Source organism: Cerasicoccus sp. TK19100 (assembly GCF_027257155.1).
Taxonomy (GTDB): domain Bacteria; phylum Verrucomicrobiota; class Verrucomicrobiia; order Opitutales; family Cerasicoccaceae; genus Cerasicoccus; species Cerasicoccus fimbriatus.
This window is the reverse complement of record NZ_JAPWDU010000004.1, coordinates 173,766-190,933: the sequence shown is the minus strand read 5'-3', so window position 1 is coordinate 190,933 and position 17,168 is coordinate 173,766. Positions and strand designations below refer to the sequence as shown.

Annotated in this window: 15 protein-coding genes and 1 tRNA gene; 5 read left to right on the top strand and 11 right to left on the bottom strand. The window is 58.1% G+C overall.

Annotated elements, in window-relative coordinates:
• Positions 1-40 precede the first annotated feature (40 nt).
• A complete protein-coding gene (locus O3S85_RS10975; RefSeq protein WP_269540350.1) occupies positions 41-2,338 on the top strand; it encodes an FdhF/YdeP family oxidoreductase in 2,298 nt (765 codons plus the stop codon).
• A gap of 371 nt (positions 2,339-2,709) precedes the next feature.
• Here O3S85_RS10975 and O3S85_RS10970 read toward each other — a convergent pair whose 3' ends face one another.
• The 6 genes from O3S85_RS10970 to O3S85_RS10945 form a co-directional block, all read right to left on the bottom strand.
• Positions 2,710-3,384, bottom strand: a complete 675-nt coding sequence (locus O3S85_RS10970; protein WP_269540349.1) for a hypothetical protein — start codon at positions 3,382-3,384, stop codon at positions 2,710-2,712.
• A 563-nt stretch (positions 3,385-3,947) separates the two neighbouring features.
• Positions 3,948-4,922, bottom strand: a complete 975-nt coding sequence (locus tag O3S85_RS10965; protein WP_269540347.1) for a J domain-containing protein — start codon at positions 4,920-4,922, stop codon at positions 3,948-3,950.
• Between the two features lie 161 nt (positions 4,923-5,083).
• Positions 5,084-5,467, bottom strand: coding sequence for an Hsp20/alpha crystallin family protein (locus O3S85_RS10960; RefSeq protein WP_269540345.1), 384 nt, complete (start codon positions 5,465-5,467; stop codon positions 5,084-5,086).
• Between the two features lie 39 nt (positions 5,468-5,506).
• Positions 5,507-5,926, bottom strand: a complete 420-nt coding sequence (locus tag O3S85_RS10955) for an Hsp20/alpha crystallin family protein (RefSeq protein ID WP_269540344.1) — start codon at positions 5,924-5,926, stop codon at positions 5,507-5,509.
• An 854-nt stretch (positions 5,927-6,780) separates the two neighbouring features.
• Positions 6,781-6,969, bottom strand: a complete 189-nt coding sequence (locus tag O3S85_RS10950; protein ID WP_269540343.1) for a CopG family ribbon-helix-helix protein — start codon at positions 6,967-6,969, stop codon at positions 6,781-6,783.
• Between the two features lie 67 nt (positions 6,970-7,036).
• Positions 7,037-7,123: transfer RNA gene (locus O3S85_RS10945), tRNA-Tyr, on the bottom strand.
• A gap of 206 nt (positions 7,124-7,329) precedes the next feature.
• Between O3S85_RS10945 and O3S85_RS10940 the strand changes: the two genes are divergently transcribed.
• The gene (locus O3S85_RS10940; protein WP_269540342.1) at positions 7,330-8,757 is read left to right on the top strand and encodes a chloride channel protein; all 1,428 of its coding nucleotides are present in this window, start codon (positions 7,330-7,332) and stop codon (positions 8,755-8,757) included.
• Positions 8,754-10,562: a chloride channel protein gene (locus O3S85_RS10935; protein ID WP_269540341.1), complete on the top strand. Its 1,809-nt coding sequence runs from the start codon at positions 8,754-8,756 to the stop codon at positions 10,560-10,562. The genes O3S85_RS10940 and O3S85_RS10935 overlap by 4 nt, the downstream gene beginning before the upstream one ends.
• Here O3S85_RS10935 and O3S85_RS10930 read toward each other — a convergent pair.
• Together O3S85_RS10930 and O3S85_RS10925 are read right to left on the bottom strand one after the other, a co-directional pair.
• Positions 10,559-11,017 carry a heme-binding domain-containing protein gene (locus tag O3S85_RS10930; RefSeq protein WP_269540339.1) on the bottom strand — a complete coding sequence of 153 codons (459 nt, stop codon included), beginning with the start codon at positions 11,015-11,017 and terminating at the stop codon, positions 10,559-10,561. The two genes, O3S85_RS10935 and O3S85_RS10930, sit on opposite strands and share 4 nt — an antisense overlap.
• 54 nt (positions 11,018-11,071) lie before the next feature.
• The gene (locus tag O3S85_RS10925; RefSeq protein ID WP_269540337.1) at positions 11,072-11,701 is read right to left on the bottom strand and encodes a shikimate kinase; all 630 of its coding nucleotides are present in this window, start codon (positions 11,699-11,701) and stop codon (positions 11,072-11,074) included.
• 112 nt (positions 11,702-11,813) lie between these two features.
• On the opposite strand from O3S85_RS10925, the gene O3S85_RS10920 reads away from it, so the two are divergent.
• Entirely contained in the window at positions 11,814-12,914 is a 1,101-nt protein-coding gene (locus tag O3S85_RS10920) for a polyprenyl synthetase family protein (protein WP_269540336.1), read from the top strand.
• Positions 12,915-13,018: 104 nt separating this feature from the next.
• On the opposite strand, the gene O3S85_RS10915 is transcribed toward O3S85_RS10920, so the two are convergent.
• The 3 genes from O3S85_RS10915 to O3S85_RS10905 all read right to left on the bottom strand — a co-directional run bounded on the left by O3S85_RS10915 (position 13,019) and on the right by O3S85_RS10905 (position 16,003).
• Entirely contained in the window at positions 13,019-14,338 is a 1,320-nt protein-coding gene (locus O3S85_RS10915; protein ID WP_269540335.1) for an ABC1 kinase family protein, read from the bottom strand.
• Between the two features lie 117 nt (positions 14,339-14,455).
• Positions 14,456-15,229 carry a PEP-CTERM sorting domain-containing protein gene (locus tag O3S85_RS10910; RefSeq protein ID WP_269540334.1) on the bottom strand — a complete coding sequence of 258 codons (774 nt, stop codon included), beginning with the start codon at positions 15,227-15,229 and terminating at the stop codon, positions 14,456-14,458.
• A 120-nt stretch (positions 15,230-15,349) separates the two neighbouring features.
• Positions 15,350-16,003 carry a TetR/AcrR family transcriptional regulator gene (locus O3S85_RS10905; RefSeq protein ID WP_269540333.1) on the bottom strand — a complete coding sequence of 218 codons (654 nt, stop codon included), beginning with the start codon at positions 16,001-16,003 and terminating at the stop codon, positions 15,350-15,352.
• 161 nt (positions 16,004-16,164) lie between these two features.
• Between O3S85_RS10905 and O3S85_RS10900 the strand changes: the two genes are divergently transcribed.
• On the top strand, positions 16,165-17,037 hold the full coding sequence (locus O3S85_RS10900) for a sugar phosphate isomerase/epimerase family protein (protein WP_269540331.1): 873 nt from the start codon (positions 16,165-16,167) through the stop codon (positions 17,035-17,037).
• The last annotated feature ends 131 nt before the right edge of the window (positions 17,038-17,168 follow it).

The window sequence follows — 17,168 nt, the reverse complement described above, 5'->3', positions numbered from 1 at the left end:
CCTTAAATTTACATTGCCCACCCTCACGCCTGCCTAGCCCATGCCCTCGGATTCCAACCAACGCTGCCCGGAAACACTCGAGCACCTCACGAAATCAGACCCCGCCCAGACGGCCGGAGGGGTCAAAGCCGTGGCCAATTCCCTCAAGCACATTCAGCGGGAGGCCGGTCTCGTGCATGGGGCCAAGGCGCTGCTGAAGTTAAACCAAAAAGACGGTTTCGACTGCCCGTCCTGCGCGTGGCCAGACCCCGACGGCCACCGCGCATCGGCCGAGTTCTGCGAAAACGGGGCCAAGGCCATCGCCTCGGAGACCACCCGCAAGCGGATAACGCCCGACTTCTTTCGCGCGCACTCCGTCGAGGCGCTTGCCGCCCAGACCGACCACTGGCACGAGCTCCAGGGGCGGCTGACGGAGCCCATGCACTTGCCCGCAGGCGCCAGCCACTACGAGCCAATCTCGTGGCAGGCGGCCTTCGACCTGATTGGGCGCGAGCTAAATGCGCTGCCCACGCCGGACGACGCCATCTTCTACACCTCGGGCCGCGCCAGCAACGAAGCAGCGTTCCTCTACCAGCTTTTCGCGCGGCACTTCGGCACCAACAACCTGCCCGACTGCTCCAACATGTGCCACGAGTCCAGCGGCGTGGCGCTCGGCTCGACGATTGGCATTGGCAAGGGCACCGTAAAGCTCGAGGACTTCTACGAGGCCGACGTCGTCCTGATTTTCGGGCAAAACCCCGGCACCAACCACCCGCGCATGCTCTCCGCACTGCAGCAATGCGTGCGCAACGGCGGCAAAGTGGTGGCCGTCAACCCGCTCAAGGAGGCCGGGCTGCTCGGATTTTCGCACCCGCAGGAGGTCAAGGGGATGCTGGGCGCGCGCACGCCGCTCGCCTCGCACTACCTGCAGGTCAAGCCCGCCGGCGACCACGCGCTGCTGCTCGCCCTGGCGAAATCACTGGTCGGGCAGGGGGCCGTGGCAGCGGACTTTATTGAAAAATCGACCACCGGCTTCGCCGCCTACCGCGAGCAGCTGGCCGCACTGGACTGGCCCACGCTGGAGGCGCAGAGCGGCATCGAGCGAGCGCAGATCGAGGCGGTCGCCACGCTGTTGGCCAGCACGGAAAAGATCATCACTTGCTGGGCAATGGGGCTCACGCAGCACAAGCGGGCCGTCGCGACGATCCAGGAGATCGTCAACCTGCATTTGCTGCGCGGCGCTCTGGGCAAACCCCACGCCGGGCTGTGCCCGGTGCGCGGCCACAGCAATGTGCAGGGCGACCGCACGATGGGCATCTTCGAGAAAATGCCCGACAGCTTCCTCGACCGGATCGAGCAGGTTTTCGGGTTCGCGCCGCCGCGCAAACACGGGCATGACACCGTCGACGCGATCCGCGCCATGCACGCCGAGCCGGGCAAGGTCTTTATTGGCCTGGGTGGCAACTTCCTCTCGGCCACGCCGGACACGGACTTCACGGCGCAGGCGCTGCGCAACTGCCGGCTAACGGTCCACGTCTCGACCAAGCTTAACCGCTCGCACCTCGTAACGGGCCAGCAGGCGCTAATCCTGCCCTGCCTCGGCCGCTCCGAGCTCGATGCGCCGCGTGGGCAGCCGCAGTTTTTAACCGTGGAGAACTCCATGGGCGTCGTGCACGCCTCGCGCGGGAAATTTCCGCCCGCCTCCGCGCATTTAATGAGCGAGCCCGCGATCGTGGCTGGCATCGCGCAGGCCACGCTGGGCGAGCGCACGCAATTACCCTGGGCCGAGTGGGCCGAGGACTACGCCCAACTGCGCGACGTAATCGAAAAGACGATTCCAGGCTTCAACCGCTACAACGAACGCGCGGCTCAGCCGGGGGGATTCTACCTGCCCAACCACGCGCGCGAGGGCGACTTTTCCAAGCTCGGCGGCCACGTGCCGTTCTCGCTCAACCGCCTGGAATCGCAGCCCCTCGAGCCGGGCCAATACCTGCTGATGACGATCCGCAGCCACGACCAGTTTAACACCACGGTCTACGGCATGGACGACCGCTACCGGGGCATCGCCGGCGAGCGCCGCATCCTCCTGATGAACCCCGACGACATGGCGGCAGCGGGCCTCCAGCCGGAGCAACCGGTCGACATCACCAGCCACCACCGCGGCCAAACGCGCACGGCGCGCCTCTTCCTGGCGATTCCCTACGACATGCCGCGCGCCTGCGTCGCCGCCTACTTCCCGGAGGCCAATCTCCTGGTCCCCATCGACAGCACCGCGGAAAAAAGCAACACCCCCACGTCCAAAGGCGTCGTAGTGACGGTGGCGGCGGCGCAACAGGGGCAGCCAGCAGGCATTATTTAAAAACCACGAAGAGCACGAAGGCCACGAAGGTTCGGGCAGCCGCATTCACCGCAAGCCTAGCCAAATTCACCGTGCGCTTGGCTAATAATACCGCGAGTTTAGCCAATTTTATCTCACGCCAAGACCCCAAGGCCCCAAGGAATCAGCCGTACAAGCTTCGACATCATCCTTCCAACCATCTTCATCCGCCGTCCTACCTTCAATCAGTTGGTTTCGCGTCTGCGCATCTTCGCATGATGCCCACGCGCCTCGCTGGCTTCGTGTTCTCGGTGGCCTTCAAGGTTAAACCCACACCTACCATCGCGCCACCACTTGTTATCATCACGACACCCGCGCCTGCCACCGCGCAACGCGAGCCTGTCACCGCGCATCTACCCGGCGGCAACGGCTTTCGAGCGGCGCTTGGATAAGGTCAGCTTGGGCAGACTGGCGACATAGACACTGTCGGCGCTCATCCGGCCCTGCACGACACGGCGATACTCGCGGAGAATCGGGTAAATGTCGCGCTGAAGGCCGTTGCGGTCGGCGCGTTTACTTTTCACTTCGGCCTTGGCCTTGAGCCAGAGGGCTTCGGCACCTTGGAACGCGGCGAGATCGGCAGAAAAGTCGGCCAGGCCGTAACCATTGGCGAGTTCAATGACGCCCAGCTCGGCATTGGCGCTTGCCCAGATATTTTCGGCCTTCAACAAGGGCTCACGAAATTTGCTGGCGATGTGATTGACCTTCGGCGCGCTGGGCAGGGAGTTCACAAACACGCCTGCGGTGTCCAATGCGCGGATCAGATGCGCGAACTCGGCAAATCGACGGTTCAACGCGCGCTTCAGCTCGCGGACCTGGGCGCTTTCGGTGCGCATCCCGACGAGCGCAGCCTCCACCGCGTCGATCGTGGCAAGCAATGTGGCGGCCAAGGCGCACAGATTATTGATCCCGCGCCCATTGGCGACGGTCAATGGCTGCGTCGGAGGCAGCGCCTCATTCACCAATTCCCAATGAGCAATAAACTCATTAATAGTAGGAAGATATGACTGTGGTGAAGTAATCGGCATGATGATACTATGGCAAAGTTAAGTCCCAACAAAATTAAATAAGTTATAGATGAAAATCAATAAGTTACCACCAATATTCAATAAGTATCGAATAATTTAGAATAAGACGCAGACATTTAAAAATAAGTCATAGACGACAGTAAATTAATTAAGGACAAAAATTAATAAGTAGCCAACGCAAACGAATAAGTTACACGTAGGCGCTTAAAAGCGACATTGAAAAGCGCAGTAGGCATCATTTGGTCACGAAGTGGCACAAGAATCACAGAAAAAAAGGATGCCAGAAGCATGAGCTAGGCATTGTTTTGTGATTTCTGTGCCTCTTCGTGGCCAAAGCTTACGGAGTGATTTGGAGGGCGACGCTCCGTCGTCGCCGCCCTATGGAACACATCACTAATCTTGCCAGTACACGATAAGATTTGCGGGCATGGAGCGGCGACGACAGAGCGTCGCCCTCCAGTGGAGGCGGTAAGGTTTGTTGTTTGCGGGCGAGGGGCGGCGACGACGAAGCGTCGCCCTCCAGCTTGAGCGGGTGCGCCTTTAATCTTCAGTGAGCCGCTGCTTTACGCGCCGTCCCGGAGCTTTTCCCAGAGTTCGCGCTCGGTGTCGGTGGCCGGGGCTGGGGCAGTGATGACGTATTCGACGAAGAGGTCGCCCTTGGCCGTTTTGCCGGGGAGACCGAGGCCGCGCAGGCGGACTCGCGTGCCGGTCTTGGCCCCTGAAGGTACGTTGATGCGGACGCGTTTGCCGTTGGGGAGCGGAATTTCCTTCGCGGCGCCGAGAGCGGCGTCCCAAGCGGGGAGCTCCAGCGTGTAAATCAAGTCTTTGCCGGTGACCTCGTAGTCCGGATGCGCGGCGAGGCGGACGATCAGGTAGAGGTCGCCTGCGGTCGCAGCGCCGCCGGTCTCGCCCTGGCCGCCGAGGCGGATGCGTTGGCCGTCTTTGACGCCTGCGGGGATTTTAACCTTGTAGCTGTTTTCCTTGCGCTCGCCGGTCTGCTGGTTGACGCGCTCGAGGCGAACGGTGCGCTCGGCACCGGCGTAGGCCTCGTGGAGCGGGACCATGATCTCGGCCTCCACATCCTGCCCGCGGGCGGGTGCGCGCTGGTAGCCGCCGGCCCCACCGAAGGGATTTCCGGCACCGCCAAAGGGATCGCCGCCCCGGCCAGCGCCGCCGAAGAATTGTTCGAAGAAGTCGCTGAAGCCGGTGCCGCCGAAGTGGAATTCCTCGTAGCCGCCAGGGCCCATGCCACCTGCGCGACGGAAGCCGCCGCCGGGGTAGCCGCCTGCGCGGCCGCCGGAACCGTATTGGTCCCAGTTGGCACCGAGCTGGTCGTATTTTTGGCGCTTTTCGGCGTCGCCGAGGACATCGTAGGCCTCGCTGATTTCCTTAAATTTGGTTTCGGCGGCGGGGCGATCCTCCGGCTTGGCTTTGTCCGGGTGGTGTTGGCGGGCCAAGCCGCGGAAAGCTTTCTTAATTTCGTCGGCCGTGGCGCCTTTGGGGACGCCGAGGGTCTGGTAGTAATCTTTAAACTCCATGTGCAGTAAATTCCTTTCTCAATCGTCCGCAACCTTGTCCGTCTTGGCGAACAAAATTGCGGAAGGTTGCCCGATACCGGGAAGGCATCCATGAAAAAGGCCGGGAGGTTTGCACCTGCCCGGCCCGGAATGTGTTGCGCCAGGCGGCGTTGCGGCGGCGGTTAGTTAACCGCGATCTGGCGCGGCTTGGCCGCCTCGGCCACTGGCAAGGTGAGGGTGAGCACGCCGTCGGCGGTTTTGGCCGTGATTTTTTCGGCGTCCACCGGCACATTGAGGTCGAGGCGGAGCCGGTAATCAGCGGTCGGGATCTCGCGGTGGCGGGCACGCCATTTGTCGTTGGCGGTGGGCCGGCGCGAGGCCTCAATGGCGAGGGTGTCCTGATCGACGGTAATTTTCACCCCTTCCTTGGCCGCACCCGGAACGTAAACCGTGACGGTGTAGGCGTCGGCATTGCTGGCCACTTCGTAGTGCGGGCGCAGGTAGTTGACGCGCTTGGCGGGGGCCGGTGTTTGGGTGGATTTTTCGGCTACTTGAGTGTCGCTCATGATAATGGTCTCCTTTGGATGAATGTTGGTTGCTTGATGTTAGCTGACGGTGATCGCCTTGGGCTTGCGGGCTTCGGCCTTGGGCAGGGAAACGGTCAGGATGCCGTCTTCGAGCTTTGCGGTGACCTTGTCGGCGTTGATGTCGTCATTAATGGTCAAGGAACGGCGGTATTGCGCGGTTTGCTCCTTGTCATCCTGCTTGATGTGGCGCTTGGCGCTGATCGTGAGCACGCCGTTTTCGAGCTGGATATCGACGTCTTCCTTGGCGACACCGGGAAGCTCGGCCACGACCTGGTAGGCTTCGTTGTTGTCGTCGTAAACATCGACGCGGAAGCTACGCCCGGTGTTGGCGTTATCGAAAAGACCGGCAAAGCGGCTGTTGCCAACGGTGCGGTCGAAGATGCGATCCATTTCAGCAAACGGATCATTCCAGAAGTTGTCATACTTGATTACATGCATTTTTTGTTCCTCCTTAAAGATTAGGTGTTTGTTTTTTGCACCTATTCTAATGCAAGAGGAATGCCAGAGCTTTCTGGATTCGTAAGTTGCTTGTAATCAATGAAAAGTGGATATGCCGGCTTTATTGGAGTGTGTCGAGTTGACTCAGTCGTGTGTCGGGATGGACCAAGCGCGTAAATGTGTCACAATGGCGCTATATGCGGCGAACTGTGGGGCTAGGCGTTCAGCCGTCCTGCGGCCTCAAGCTAACCCTGGGCTATAGATTTCGTAGCCCCGTTGGAGCAAATTTGCTGAAAGTTGAGTGTCCGTTATACCCAAAGGCATAATCCTTGGGCCAACGGACATTCAAAAGGTGAATCGCCCTTAAACCGGATTGCCATAAACCCTTGAAGATGAGCACCAAGGGTGCGAACACATACTAGCCTAGGGTCAGCGCAAGTCGCAGGGCGACTGGAGCGCAGCCCTAGGTGCTGTGCTGACCCTAGGCTAATATGAGACCGCGCCCTTGGCGCTCAGAATGATTGTCCGTTGGGCTTGGGAGAGGACTCAATTCACGCCAATGAGAAACCGGTATTTGGGCACAAAAAAAACCGCACGGCTTGGTGCGGAGGGTGTGTGGCCTAGGGCCGAAATGTAGCCTGAAGGCTGGGGGCATCAAAGCCGATGCGAGATAGGGGGGAATAGCCAGCCTCTGGAAACAGTTTGAAAAATCGGCGCCCTTCAAACTGCTCCTTGGCTGGCGCTGAGTGGGTTTGTTATTGGGGAAATGATTATCGACCGGTTGCGAATGCAACTGTGATGGATTCTTAGCGAATCCGTGGCGACAACCACGCTGGGCGCCAGTTATGAATGTATTATTCGGTGACCCGATCCAATGCAGTCGCAATGAAATTGGATCGATTGCGATTTTCCGCAGCGGCGAGCTTGTCAATACGCTCGATGAGGTCAGCTGGAAGAGAGATCGAGATCTGTGTCTTGCCAGGTGCGCGTTTCGTTGCGGTTTTGCCTTTGGTCTTGGTGCTGTTGGTCGATTTTCTAGGCATAATTTTTAGCCAGGTTATGTTTTATGGTTACTTCACAGAAGATCGGCTAAATTTGACAAAACTTAAGTGGTGGTGGGAGGGCGATTCGAACGCCCGAACCGATTATCGGAACAGATTTACAGTCTGCGTGCTTTGGCCGCTTGCATATCCCACCGTCACTTATGTTGACCACTCGGTGTGTGGTTCAGGAAAACGCTCTGTTGTAGGGCTAAGCGCGAACTTGCCAAGTGTTTTTTTTGAAAAAATAACTTTTATCTGCATTCGAGGTAACTTGGCGGTAAACCACTGCGATGCAAGTAGACGGGAATGATTTTGACAGGAATTGCGGTTCTTACCACATTCTCCAACGGGAATTGCAAAATGGCGACAGGGGAAACGGAAAACGAAGAAACAATAGATTGGCGCAAAGCGTTGTTTACGCGAGAGGCCTGGTGGGGCTACCTCGTTGTCGCCTTGGGCGGCTTAGCGGCTGGCTTGGGGGCCATGTATTTTTGTGGGGTGGAGCTGTTTGTCGGCGGCTACGTGCGCGACTGGAATAACGAGCAGCCCTGGCTGGCGTTTTTGGTGATGCCGGCCTTCCTGATTTTAATCATCTACCTGCGCGATAATTTTTTCTGCGGGACGGACGGGACTGGTATTCCGCAGACCATTGCCGCGCTGAAGTTGCGCGACGGGGTGGCGCGCGACGCTGTGCTCTCCATGCGCATTGCCGTCGGTAAGCTGATCCTGACGACGCTTGGGCTGCTAGCCTATTTATCCATTGGCCGTGAGGGGCCCTCGGTGCAGCTTGGGGCGTGCTTCATGCGCTGCTGCAATCGCTTCGCGCATTTTCCGGCGCACCTCGTGCAGCGCGGGTTGATCCTGGCCGGTGGCGCGGCGGGCATTGCGGCGGCCTTTAACGCGCCGATCGCGGGCGTGGTCTTTGCAATGGAGGAGATTGGCCGGCGTTTTGATAAAAACAACATGGGCACGCTGGTGCGCACGGTGATCCTGGCTTGTGTGGTTTGCACCATATTCATGGGCAATTACTATTTTTACGGTGATCTCGACCACGACCGCGATCCACTGATGTTTGATTCCATTGGACAATGGTTGATTGTTCCGGTGATTGCGATTGTTGGCGGTTTGCTGGGCGGATTATTTTCGCGCACACTGCTGATTTGCATGCCGCATGTCGGGCGGGCGATGAAGAAAAACTTCGTCATTACGGCGGGGCTGATTGGCCTTAGCTGCGCTTGTCTGGCTTGGTTTACCGAGGGCGGCACGCTGGGTAGTGGCTATGCCCAGGCGCAGGCATTGCTCCTGCAGGGTAGCCCGGAATACCTGGAAACGCTCACGCCGCACCATCAGGACATCCTGGCCGAGGCCAAGGACCACGTTACCCCGTTTTATTTCCTCTGGCGCGCGCTGGCGACTTTCCTGGTGCTGCTGACGGCGATTCCCGGTGGTTTATTTGATCCATCCTTCTCGGTAGGTGCGGGCATGGGGCACACGCTGTTTCCGATGTTTGCCTGGTCGGGAGCGACGGAGCAGTCGGTGATACTGCTCTTCATTGTGGCTTATTTTTCCGGGGTGGTGCAGAGCCCGATGACGTCGTTTATCATTCTGCTCGAAATGACCGGGGTTACGATGTTTGCGCTGCCACTGGCAATGACGGCCATGCTCGCCTACGAAGTTTCCCGGCTGGTCTGCCGAACAGCGCTCTACGAGGCGCTGGCGTTTAACTTCCTCAAAAACGCGACCTGCGCGCCCGAGGAACCGAAGACGTCGGAGAAACCGGCGCTATGAGCAAGCCGTGGATTCTTAATCTTCCGGACTGGATGCGCGCCCGTTTTACCGACGGGCAGCGTTTTTTAATTCTTTGTACGGTGGCGGGTGTGCTTTGCGGGCTGGCGGCGGTGGCGTTTCACTTGGCGATTCACGGTCTGTTCCACTGGCTTTGGCATTTTGCCGAGGTCATGGGCGAGGAAAACCAATGGCTGTTTCCGCTGATCCTGGGCCTCGCACCGGCCTTGGGCGGTCTGCTGGTGGGCATCATTTTAACGAAGCTCGCGCCCAACGCGGTGGGTAGTGGCATCCCGCAAACGAAATCCGCTTTTTACAATGACTTTGGCATCATCAAGCTGAGCGACGGCGTCTGGCGCTTTGTGCTGGGCACGCTTTACGTCGGTTTGGGCAACGCGCTTGGCCGCGAGGGGCCGACGGTCCACATGTGCGCGGCGATCGCCAGTAAACTCGGGCAGGCCTTCGGCTTGGCCAAGGTGCGCATCCAGGCGCTGGTGCCGGTGGGCATGGGCGCGGGTATCGCGGCGGCCTTTAACGCGCCGCTGTCGGCGATTACCTTTGTGTTCGAGGAGTTGCTTGATGACTTCTCCTCGAAGGCGCTGGGTGGCATCGTGGTAGCGGTGGTCGTGGCCGCGGCGGTGTCGCGCATCATCTTGGGCGAGGACCCGGTGCTCACGGTCGATATCAACGAAGTTTACAAGACGAACTGGTGGATGCTGGTGGCGATTCCCATTGGCCTGTTGAGCGGCTTTATCGGCCATGGCTTTGTGAAGAGCCTGCTGTGGACGCGCGGGCAAATGCGCGTCAGCAAAATGCCGCCCTGGCTGCGGCCGGCTTCGGGTGGTTTGGCGATGGGACTGATCGGCGTGACCGCTTGGTATGTCACGGGCTTGTTTGGCGACAGCCAAGGTGGCGTGTTCTCGATTGGTTATGAGAGCCTGACCGAGGCCTTTGAGAACAACCTCGTCATCACGGTGATGCTGATGCTGTTCGTGTTTAAGTTTATCGCGGTCATCATCTGCTACGCGACGGGGGGCTCCGGTGGTCTGTTTTCGCCCACGCTGTTCCTTGGCGGGATGCTGGGCGGCATTATCGGCGTGCTGATGGTGAAGCTCAACGGTGTGGCCGATATCTTTACTTTGCCTGAGGCGAATCAGGTGGTCGGTGCCTGCGTGCTTTTGGGCATGGGCGCGTTGTTTGCGTCAATCGTGCGCTGCCCGTTTACCTCGCTGCTGATCATCTTTGAAATGACGCGAAACTACGGGCTGATCCTGCCGCTCATGGCGGGCAACATGATCTCGTATTACCTGGCCAGCCGGCTACTGCGCGTGCCGCTGTATAATTCACTGCTCTTGCAGGATGGGCTGAATCTGCGGCGGATGCCAGCGTATCAGGGTGCGCAGGATTATCGGAACTTGCCGGTGTCCACCATCATGACCTACGACGCCGTTACCGCCATTGCCGAGAAGACCTCCAGTGAGAATTTGCAGCTCATCGACAAGCCGCACCATGGCTACCCGGTGGTCAATGCCGAGGGGCATTTGGTGGGCGTCATCTGCCACCATGAGATGGAGGAGTTCGTCGCCGCTGGTGAGGACTGCCCGCTGATTGAAAAGCTTGATAAACGCCCGATTTACACCGTGACGCCCGATACCTCAATCCGCGCCGCAGCGGGTAAGCTGATCAAGGAAGATGTCTTGCAGGCCCCGGTTGTGTCCGAGAAAGACGAGCGTAAATTAATCGGCGTATTGACGCTGCACGACATCGCCCGCCAGCAAAATACCGTCAGCGAGCAGATGGGGCGTTAATGGCTGTGATCGTCGTGCGCTTCCTTGTCTTTAGCGGCCTCGCCGACGTTAAACGTCGCCTGCAAATCGGCTGAAAATTCGTCGCGCTGCTCAGTTGTGAGCCGGGCCTTGGGGTGCATCCAGGTGTAGCTTTCGAGTGGCATCCAGCCTTCGTGGACGGCTTCGTAAGCTTCGTCGTAGTCGCCCATATTGGGCTCGGAGATGTTGAAGTGTTCGCGACCGTGGTCCACATGATAACTGATCCACCAGGAAATCGGCGCGACCTTGGCATACCATGGCCAAACGGTTTCGTTACTATGGCAGTCCGCGCAGGCGTTGGTGAAGAATTCCTTGGTCTGCGGGTTGGCCCAGGCGACTTCATGCGTAACGGGCGGGTTGGTCGTGTTGGCGGGGACGAATTGGATGCCAACAAAAATGAGGGCAAGGATAGCAATGACGATCAGCAGTTTTTTCATCAATCGCAGCGTAGGAAAAATTACCCGTAGTGCAACGATTTCAGGACGTGTAATTTATTTGCCGAACTTCTTGGATTCGCGCTGATAAAAACGCTCAAGGTGGCGGACAATTTCCGCCATCGGCTGGGCGTCGGTGTAGAAGCACGCGCCGGCTTGCAGGTAGATAGGCTCGCGGTCGGAGAGTAGTTCGGCAATGCGCTGGCGGGGGTTTTCCACGTTCAGGAGCGGGCGGTTGGCATTGCCTTTGGTGCGCTGGAGGATGGTTTCCGGGCTGGCGAACAAACAGGCCACAAGGCCGCGTCGCTTCAACTCGTCAATCATGCCGGGTGCGGTCACCAGGCCACCGCCGCAGGAGATGATGCAGCCCGTTTCCGGATGCCCGCCATGGATAAAGTCGTGCTCCAATTGACGGAAATGCGCCTCGCCTTCGTTGGCGAAAATCTCGGGGATCGGCCGGCCCTGATCTTCCTCGATTGCACGGTCGGAGTCGATCTGCTTCATGCCCAGACGGCGCGCCAAAGCCCGGCCCACGGTACTTTTACCGGTGCCCATAAAGCCGACCAAATAGAGGTTGGGCTTTGCTTTTGCGGACTTCTTCTTGGGTTGCGCCATATTCGGATCGCTCTGGAGCAGTGTGATTTCAATTTGAACGGCGTTTGATTGGGCGCAAGATTCAATCTGCATTGGCGTAATGATAATGGCACAAAACGCGCTTGTCGCTTGAAATACTGCTCAAAACCGTCATCTTCGTCTAATGCTGCGCGGAGCCAACGCTTATCAATGGCCAACGAACTCTATGAGTAAACCACCTGATCCCCTCGAAATGTTGCTGGTCCTGGAAGAAGATCTCCATGCCTGCATCACTATGGAACTCAAGGAGTTGGAGGATCACTTGGCGCAGCATCATTCGCTTGAGCCGGCTTGGCGCAGCCTAAAATCCTTTTTACGACGACCAGGTAAACGCCTGCGTCCGCTGCTATTTTTATTAAGTTATAGCCTGTTTGATCAGCGTGATGCACCACCGCCGAGAGCGGCGTTGAGGGTGGCTGGCGCATTGGAGCTTTTTCACGCGTTTGCGCTGATCCACGATGACTTGATTGACTGCTCGGAATCCCGCCGCGGCAAGCCGACCCTGCATCGTGCGTTGGCTAATGACGTCACCAACACCGAGCGCAATGCGCAAAGCCTGGCGCTGGTCTTGGGGGACATCTTATTTGGCTTTGCGATGGAGTGCTTCATCGACCCCGAGCTGCCACGCGCGCAGTCGATGGTGGCGATGCGCTACTTCCTCCGTATTGCGCAGGAAACCGGGATGGGGCAGGCGGCCGAAATCGCACATTTGGACCTGCCTTTGAGTGAGGTTTGCGAAAGTGAAATCCGCCAGACCTATCATTTAAAAACCACGCGCTATACCATTGAGTGCCCGCTCGTGCTGGGCGCGATGTTGGCTGGCGCGGACGATGAGGCCCGCAAATCACTTTGCCAATTTGCCAAGCCGCTTGGCCTGGCCTTTCAGATCGAGAACGACTTACACGAGGTCGAGCTGCTGCCCGACGCGGCACCCGACCTGGCTTATGACTTTCACTGTGGCGTCAAAACCCTGGTGCTCAAGCGCCTGCATGATGCACTTACTCCGGCGGATCAAAAGCGCCTGGCCAAAGCTCTTGAGCAATCCGAGCAGCCCTCGGCCTTACAAGACTTGGCTCAGTTGTTCGCCAAATCCGGGGTGATTCAGACCTTGCGTGGCGAGGTCCGCAGCCACTTTAGCGAATCGCGCCATGCCTTGCGTGAGTCCTCGCTGCAGCCGCGTGAAATCGCGTTTCTGGAGCAGGTGGTTGAGTTCATCCAGTGCAATCGCCAGCACTCCGAGTCGTCCTCGGATAAGGGTGTCGCGTAGGGCGGCATCGATGCCTGGCGCAGGATATTAAGGAGGATAACTACCGCCTCTTGAGCCCCCACACTGAACAACCGCTAGCCAGCGCGGCCAGCGAAGAAAATGCTTTAGGCTTTGACTGCGGTCAACTCACCGGGAATTTCTGCGCGAATGCGTGAGCGCAACTGCGCCAGCAGGTTATAGAGCCCGTAGTAGGCGCGATTCAGGTAAATCGCATGGCGTGACCCGCGCGCCGTATTCAGGCGCTTGATTTCTGGATCCTTCTGGGTGCGCTCGCTAAAGTCGTAAATTTCCCGCACGTAGGTTTCGTCGCCAAAGTCGAATGTGCCTTGCTGGAAGGGGCGGGAGAGCAGCTCGATCGACTCCCGGTAGAGCTCGCGCAGTTTCACGCGGTCCTCGGCGTTGTCGTTACTTTGGATCAGGCCCAGCGCTTCAAGCATCGCCTCGAAGTGTGCGTTGTCGAGGACGCGGTTCATGTCGAGCAGTTGGAAATATTCGCGGTAGAAATCATCTTCCAGCTTCTTGACGCAGCCGAAATCGAGCACGTAAAGCTCGTTGTTTTGGCTGATGAGAAAGTTGCCCGGGTGGGGGTCGGCATGGAACTCGCGCAGCTCATGCACCTGGAAATGATAGAAGTCCCACATGGCTTGGCCAATGCGGTCGCGCGTTTCCTGATCGGGGTTGGTCGCGATGAATTTATCCAGCGGCATACCGTCAATCCACTCCATGGTGAGGATGCGTTTGCTGGAGAAATCCGGGTAGTATTTGGGGAACTTGACCTCGGGCAAATGGGCGGACTTGGCGGTTAACTCCTGTGAGCGCTTGAGCTCGAGGTTGTAATCGGTTTCTTCGAGCAAGCGTTCCTCGACTTCGACAAAGTAGTAGTCGATCTCCTTCGCGGTCAGGCCGATCATCCGCATGGCGATGGGCTTCACCAGCCGTAGGTCGGACTGCAGGCTCTGGGCGACGCCGGGATACTGTATCTTTACGGCAAAGGTTTCGTCGCCAATGGTCGCGCGATGGACTTGCCCAATAGAGGCGGCGTTGACGGCGGACTTCGTAAACGTGTCAAAAATGTCGTTGGGCCCCTGGCCAAACTCCTGTTTAAAGGTCCGCACAACGAGCGGGTAGGAGAGGGGCGGTGCCGAATACTGGGCCTGGGCGAACTGCTGTTGGTAGGCCGTGGGCAGGATGTTTTGATCAATGCTCAGCATTTGGGCGACCTTGAGCGGGCCACCCTTGAGCTTACTGAAGGCGCTGTAGGTTTCCTCAGCGTTGGCCTCATGCAACGCCGCGCGGTCGTCCTCGCCAGTGGCTAGTTTCTTGCCGTAATACTTGGCGTAGTTCCCGCCGATTTTAGCCCCGGTTTTTACGAGCGAAGCGGCGCGGGTAAGCTTATGTTTCGGAATGGACCGCTGTTCCTTCATACTGGTTCTCAGCTAAGCCAGAAGTTGCCAATTCGCAAGCTGGCCCGATAAACAAAACAACGCCGGCAGTCAGCATGACCCACCGGCGTTGCGTGTTTTTCGCTTAAGAAAAAATCGTTAGCGGCGGCGCACCCGGAGCAGCCCCAGCGTTACGACACCCAGCAGCATCGCGTAGTGGCCGGGCTCGGGGATGGCTGCCAGCGACACATTGTCCACACTGATCGGCCCCGCTGAGCCGGAGTCTCGATCCGCCTGGAATACGATGGCAAACAGTGCATAATCGCGGGTAAGTTCTATGGCACCGGAAGCGTAGCTAATGGTGCCGGTGCTCGCACTGCTGCTGAAGACTGTATCGAGCACGTAGAACTGGTAATCCGCGCCGCTGGTGTAGTCGGTGTCGATCGTCACAGATCCGCTTTGCCCTGCATTACTAATGCCTTCGCCGGAGAAGAGATTCCAGCCAGCGCTGGTGCCGTTGGGGGCGGTGACCCCGTAAACCGTCGCCGCGAAGCCACCCGTGGTGTCCAACCCATTGAATATGTAATCCAGCGAAAACTCAATCGAGTCGCCATTGTCGAAGTTGCCGTCACCGGGATTCGAGACGAATTGGCCGAAGCCGCCGTAGTTGAAATTGGCGTTGAACGTGCGAACGCCTTCGCCGCCCGAGACCTCCCAATAGTCATTAGATGAGGCGCTGTAGGTCACCCAGCCGCCATCATAAATGTTTGCCGATCCAGCAGCGACACCGGTTCCATTCAGGTTGCCACCGCCAAATACGGAAGCGCTGTAGGTGCCCGCCATGGGCGAGGAGAAGTCTCCGTTAACAACGATGTTGGCCGATGCGATACTCGTAATGAGTGCAGATGTGAGTATGAGTGTTGGGGTTTTCATTGGCACCAAAACTATCCCAACACCCTCTGCGGGGGCCATTCATTACAGATTCACCGCACTCGCGATAAGCATACACTCTTTCGGTGGAGCGTATGTTCAGTGGTTTCGACTGTGTTTAGCTCAGCCCGCTTTTAGCTCACCCGCGAGGAAGCGCACGAGGTCAAAGGCGCTATCGACGACTTGCGTGCCGATCAGGTCGAAGCCCAGCGTGACGGATTTCTCAATCAGTGCGTCGGTCCGCTGGAATTGATCACTCTCGTCCTTGAGCCAAAAGTCGATGATGAACAGCAGCTGGGCATACACTAAGCCGGGGTAGGTCTGGTTAAGCTTGCCGCGCTCGGGAATCTCCTGCTCGGCCTTGGCGGCGTCCAGCAGCGGCTTGGCATAGTCGATGAAGGCATCGCGAAACTTATTGAGCCGCCCGGGGCAGGCCACCAGTTGCACCCCCGGAAAGCGCAACAGCATGAACGAGCGATACTCCAGCGCACCCTCTAAAAAAGTATAATAGAAAGCCGCCAGCTTCTGTTGTACCGGGAAGCTGGCGTAGTCTTCATCAGCCTGCAGCGCGGTAACGGTGTCGGCCACGAGGGACTTCCAGATCTCGCCTTCCAAGGACTCGAAGTTGGCAAAATGCGCGTAAAACGCCTTTTCGCCGACCCCCTGATTCTTGGCGAATCGGTAAACGCTGGCGGGCGGTTCCCCCTCTTCCAGCAGGTGGTCCAGATAGGCGTCAATCCATGACTGACGGCTTTTTTGCGCTGCTTTTTTTGCCATGCAGTTATTTAAGCGCGACTGGCGGAAATCTCAAGTCGTTGGTGATCAATTTTGGGCGGCTGAGCATATCGTTTTTGGCAACAGTTTGGCTTTCCAAGTGTCTTAGAATTGTTAGCGTAGTGACGAGACGGTTACGCAACTCGAATATTCTACCCAAACCCATGAATCCATTGACGCTTTTTGCGAAAAAGCGGGCCCGACCGCTGTCGTCACGCTTGGCGATCCACACGATCTCTCTCGATCTTCAGGGGATCGAGAATAAGCTGCGCGTGATTGCGGAGTCGGGATTTGCCGGGGTCTCGCTCTGGCGGCAGGATGTCATGGAAAAACCGCCTGCCGAAATTCGCAAACTGCTCAACGAGTATAAGCTCGAAGTCGCCTCCTATTGCCGTGGCGGATTCTTCGCCGCGGTCGACGCGAATGCACGTCGCTCGGCGATCTACGACACCGAGCGCTGCATCGACGAGGCGGAAGCCATCGGTGCCTCCTCGGTGCTGATCATCCCCGGTGCCGACCCCCTACAGAGCATGGACGCCAGCCGTGCACAGGTGCGCGAAGCACTGGAAAAACTCATACCCTATGCCGAGAAAAAGCACGTGCGCATGGCGCTCGAAGCTCAGCACCCCATGCATGCTGACGAACGCGGATGCATCAACACGCTGCGCGAAGCCAACGACCTGGTGGAGCAGCTCGGCTCGACTTATCTCGGCGTTTGCGTGGATACCTATCAGCAGTGGTGGGACTCCTCTCTCGGTGATGAGATCGCCCGCGCTGGCGAGAACGATAATCTCTTTTGCTACCACGTAGCCGACTGGAAAACGCCCACGCTAGACTTCCTCAATGATCGTGGCATTCCTGGCGAAGGCTGCATTGAGCTGCGCCGCATCAGCAAGCAAGTCGAGGAAGCCGGCTTCGATGGAATGCTGGAAATTGAAATTTTCTCCAATCGCTGGTCGCAGGATGATCCCGTCCACTTCCTACACGAAGTGAAGTTCGCTTGCCGCGACTACATCGAACCGCAAGGCGGCGCTTAGCGCACGTTTTACTTTGCATCGCAAAGTAATCTTGCCTGTCTGGCGATTGTCACTCTGCATCGCAAAGTAAAGTTGCCTCTACGCTGGAGGGCGATGCTCCGTCATCGCCGCCGCACTGCCTCATCGCCTCA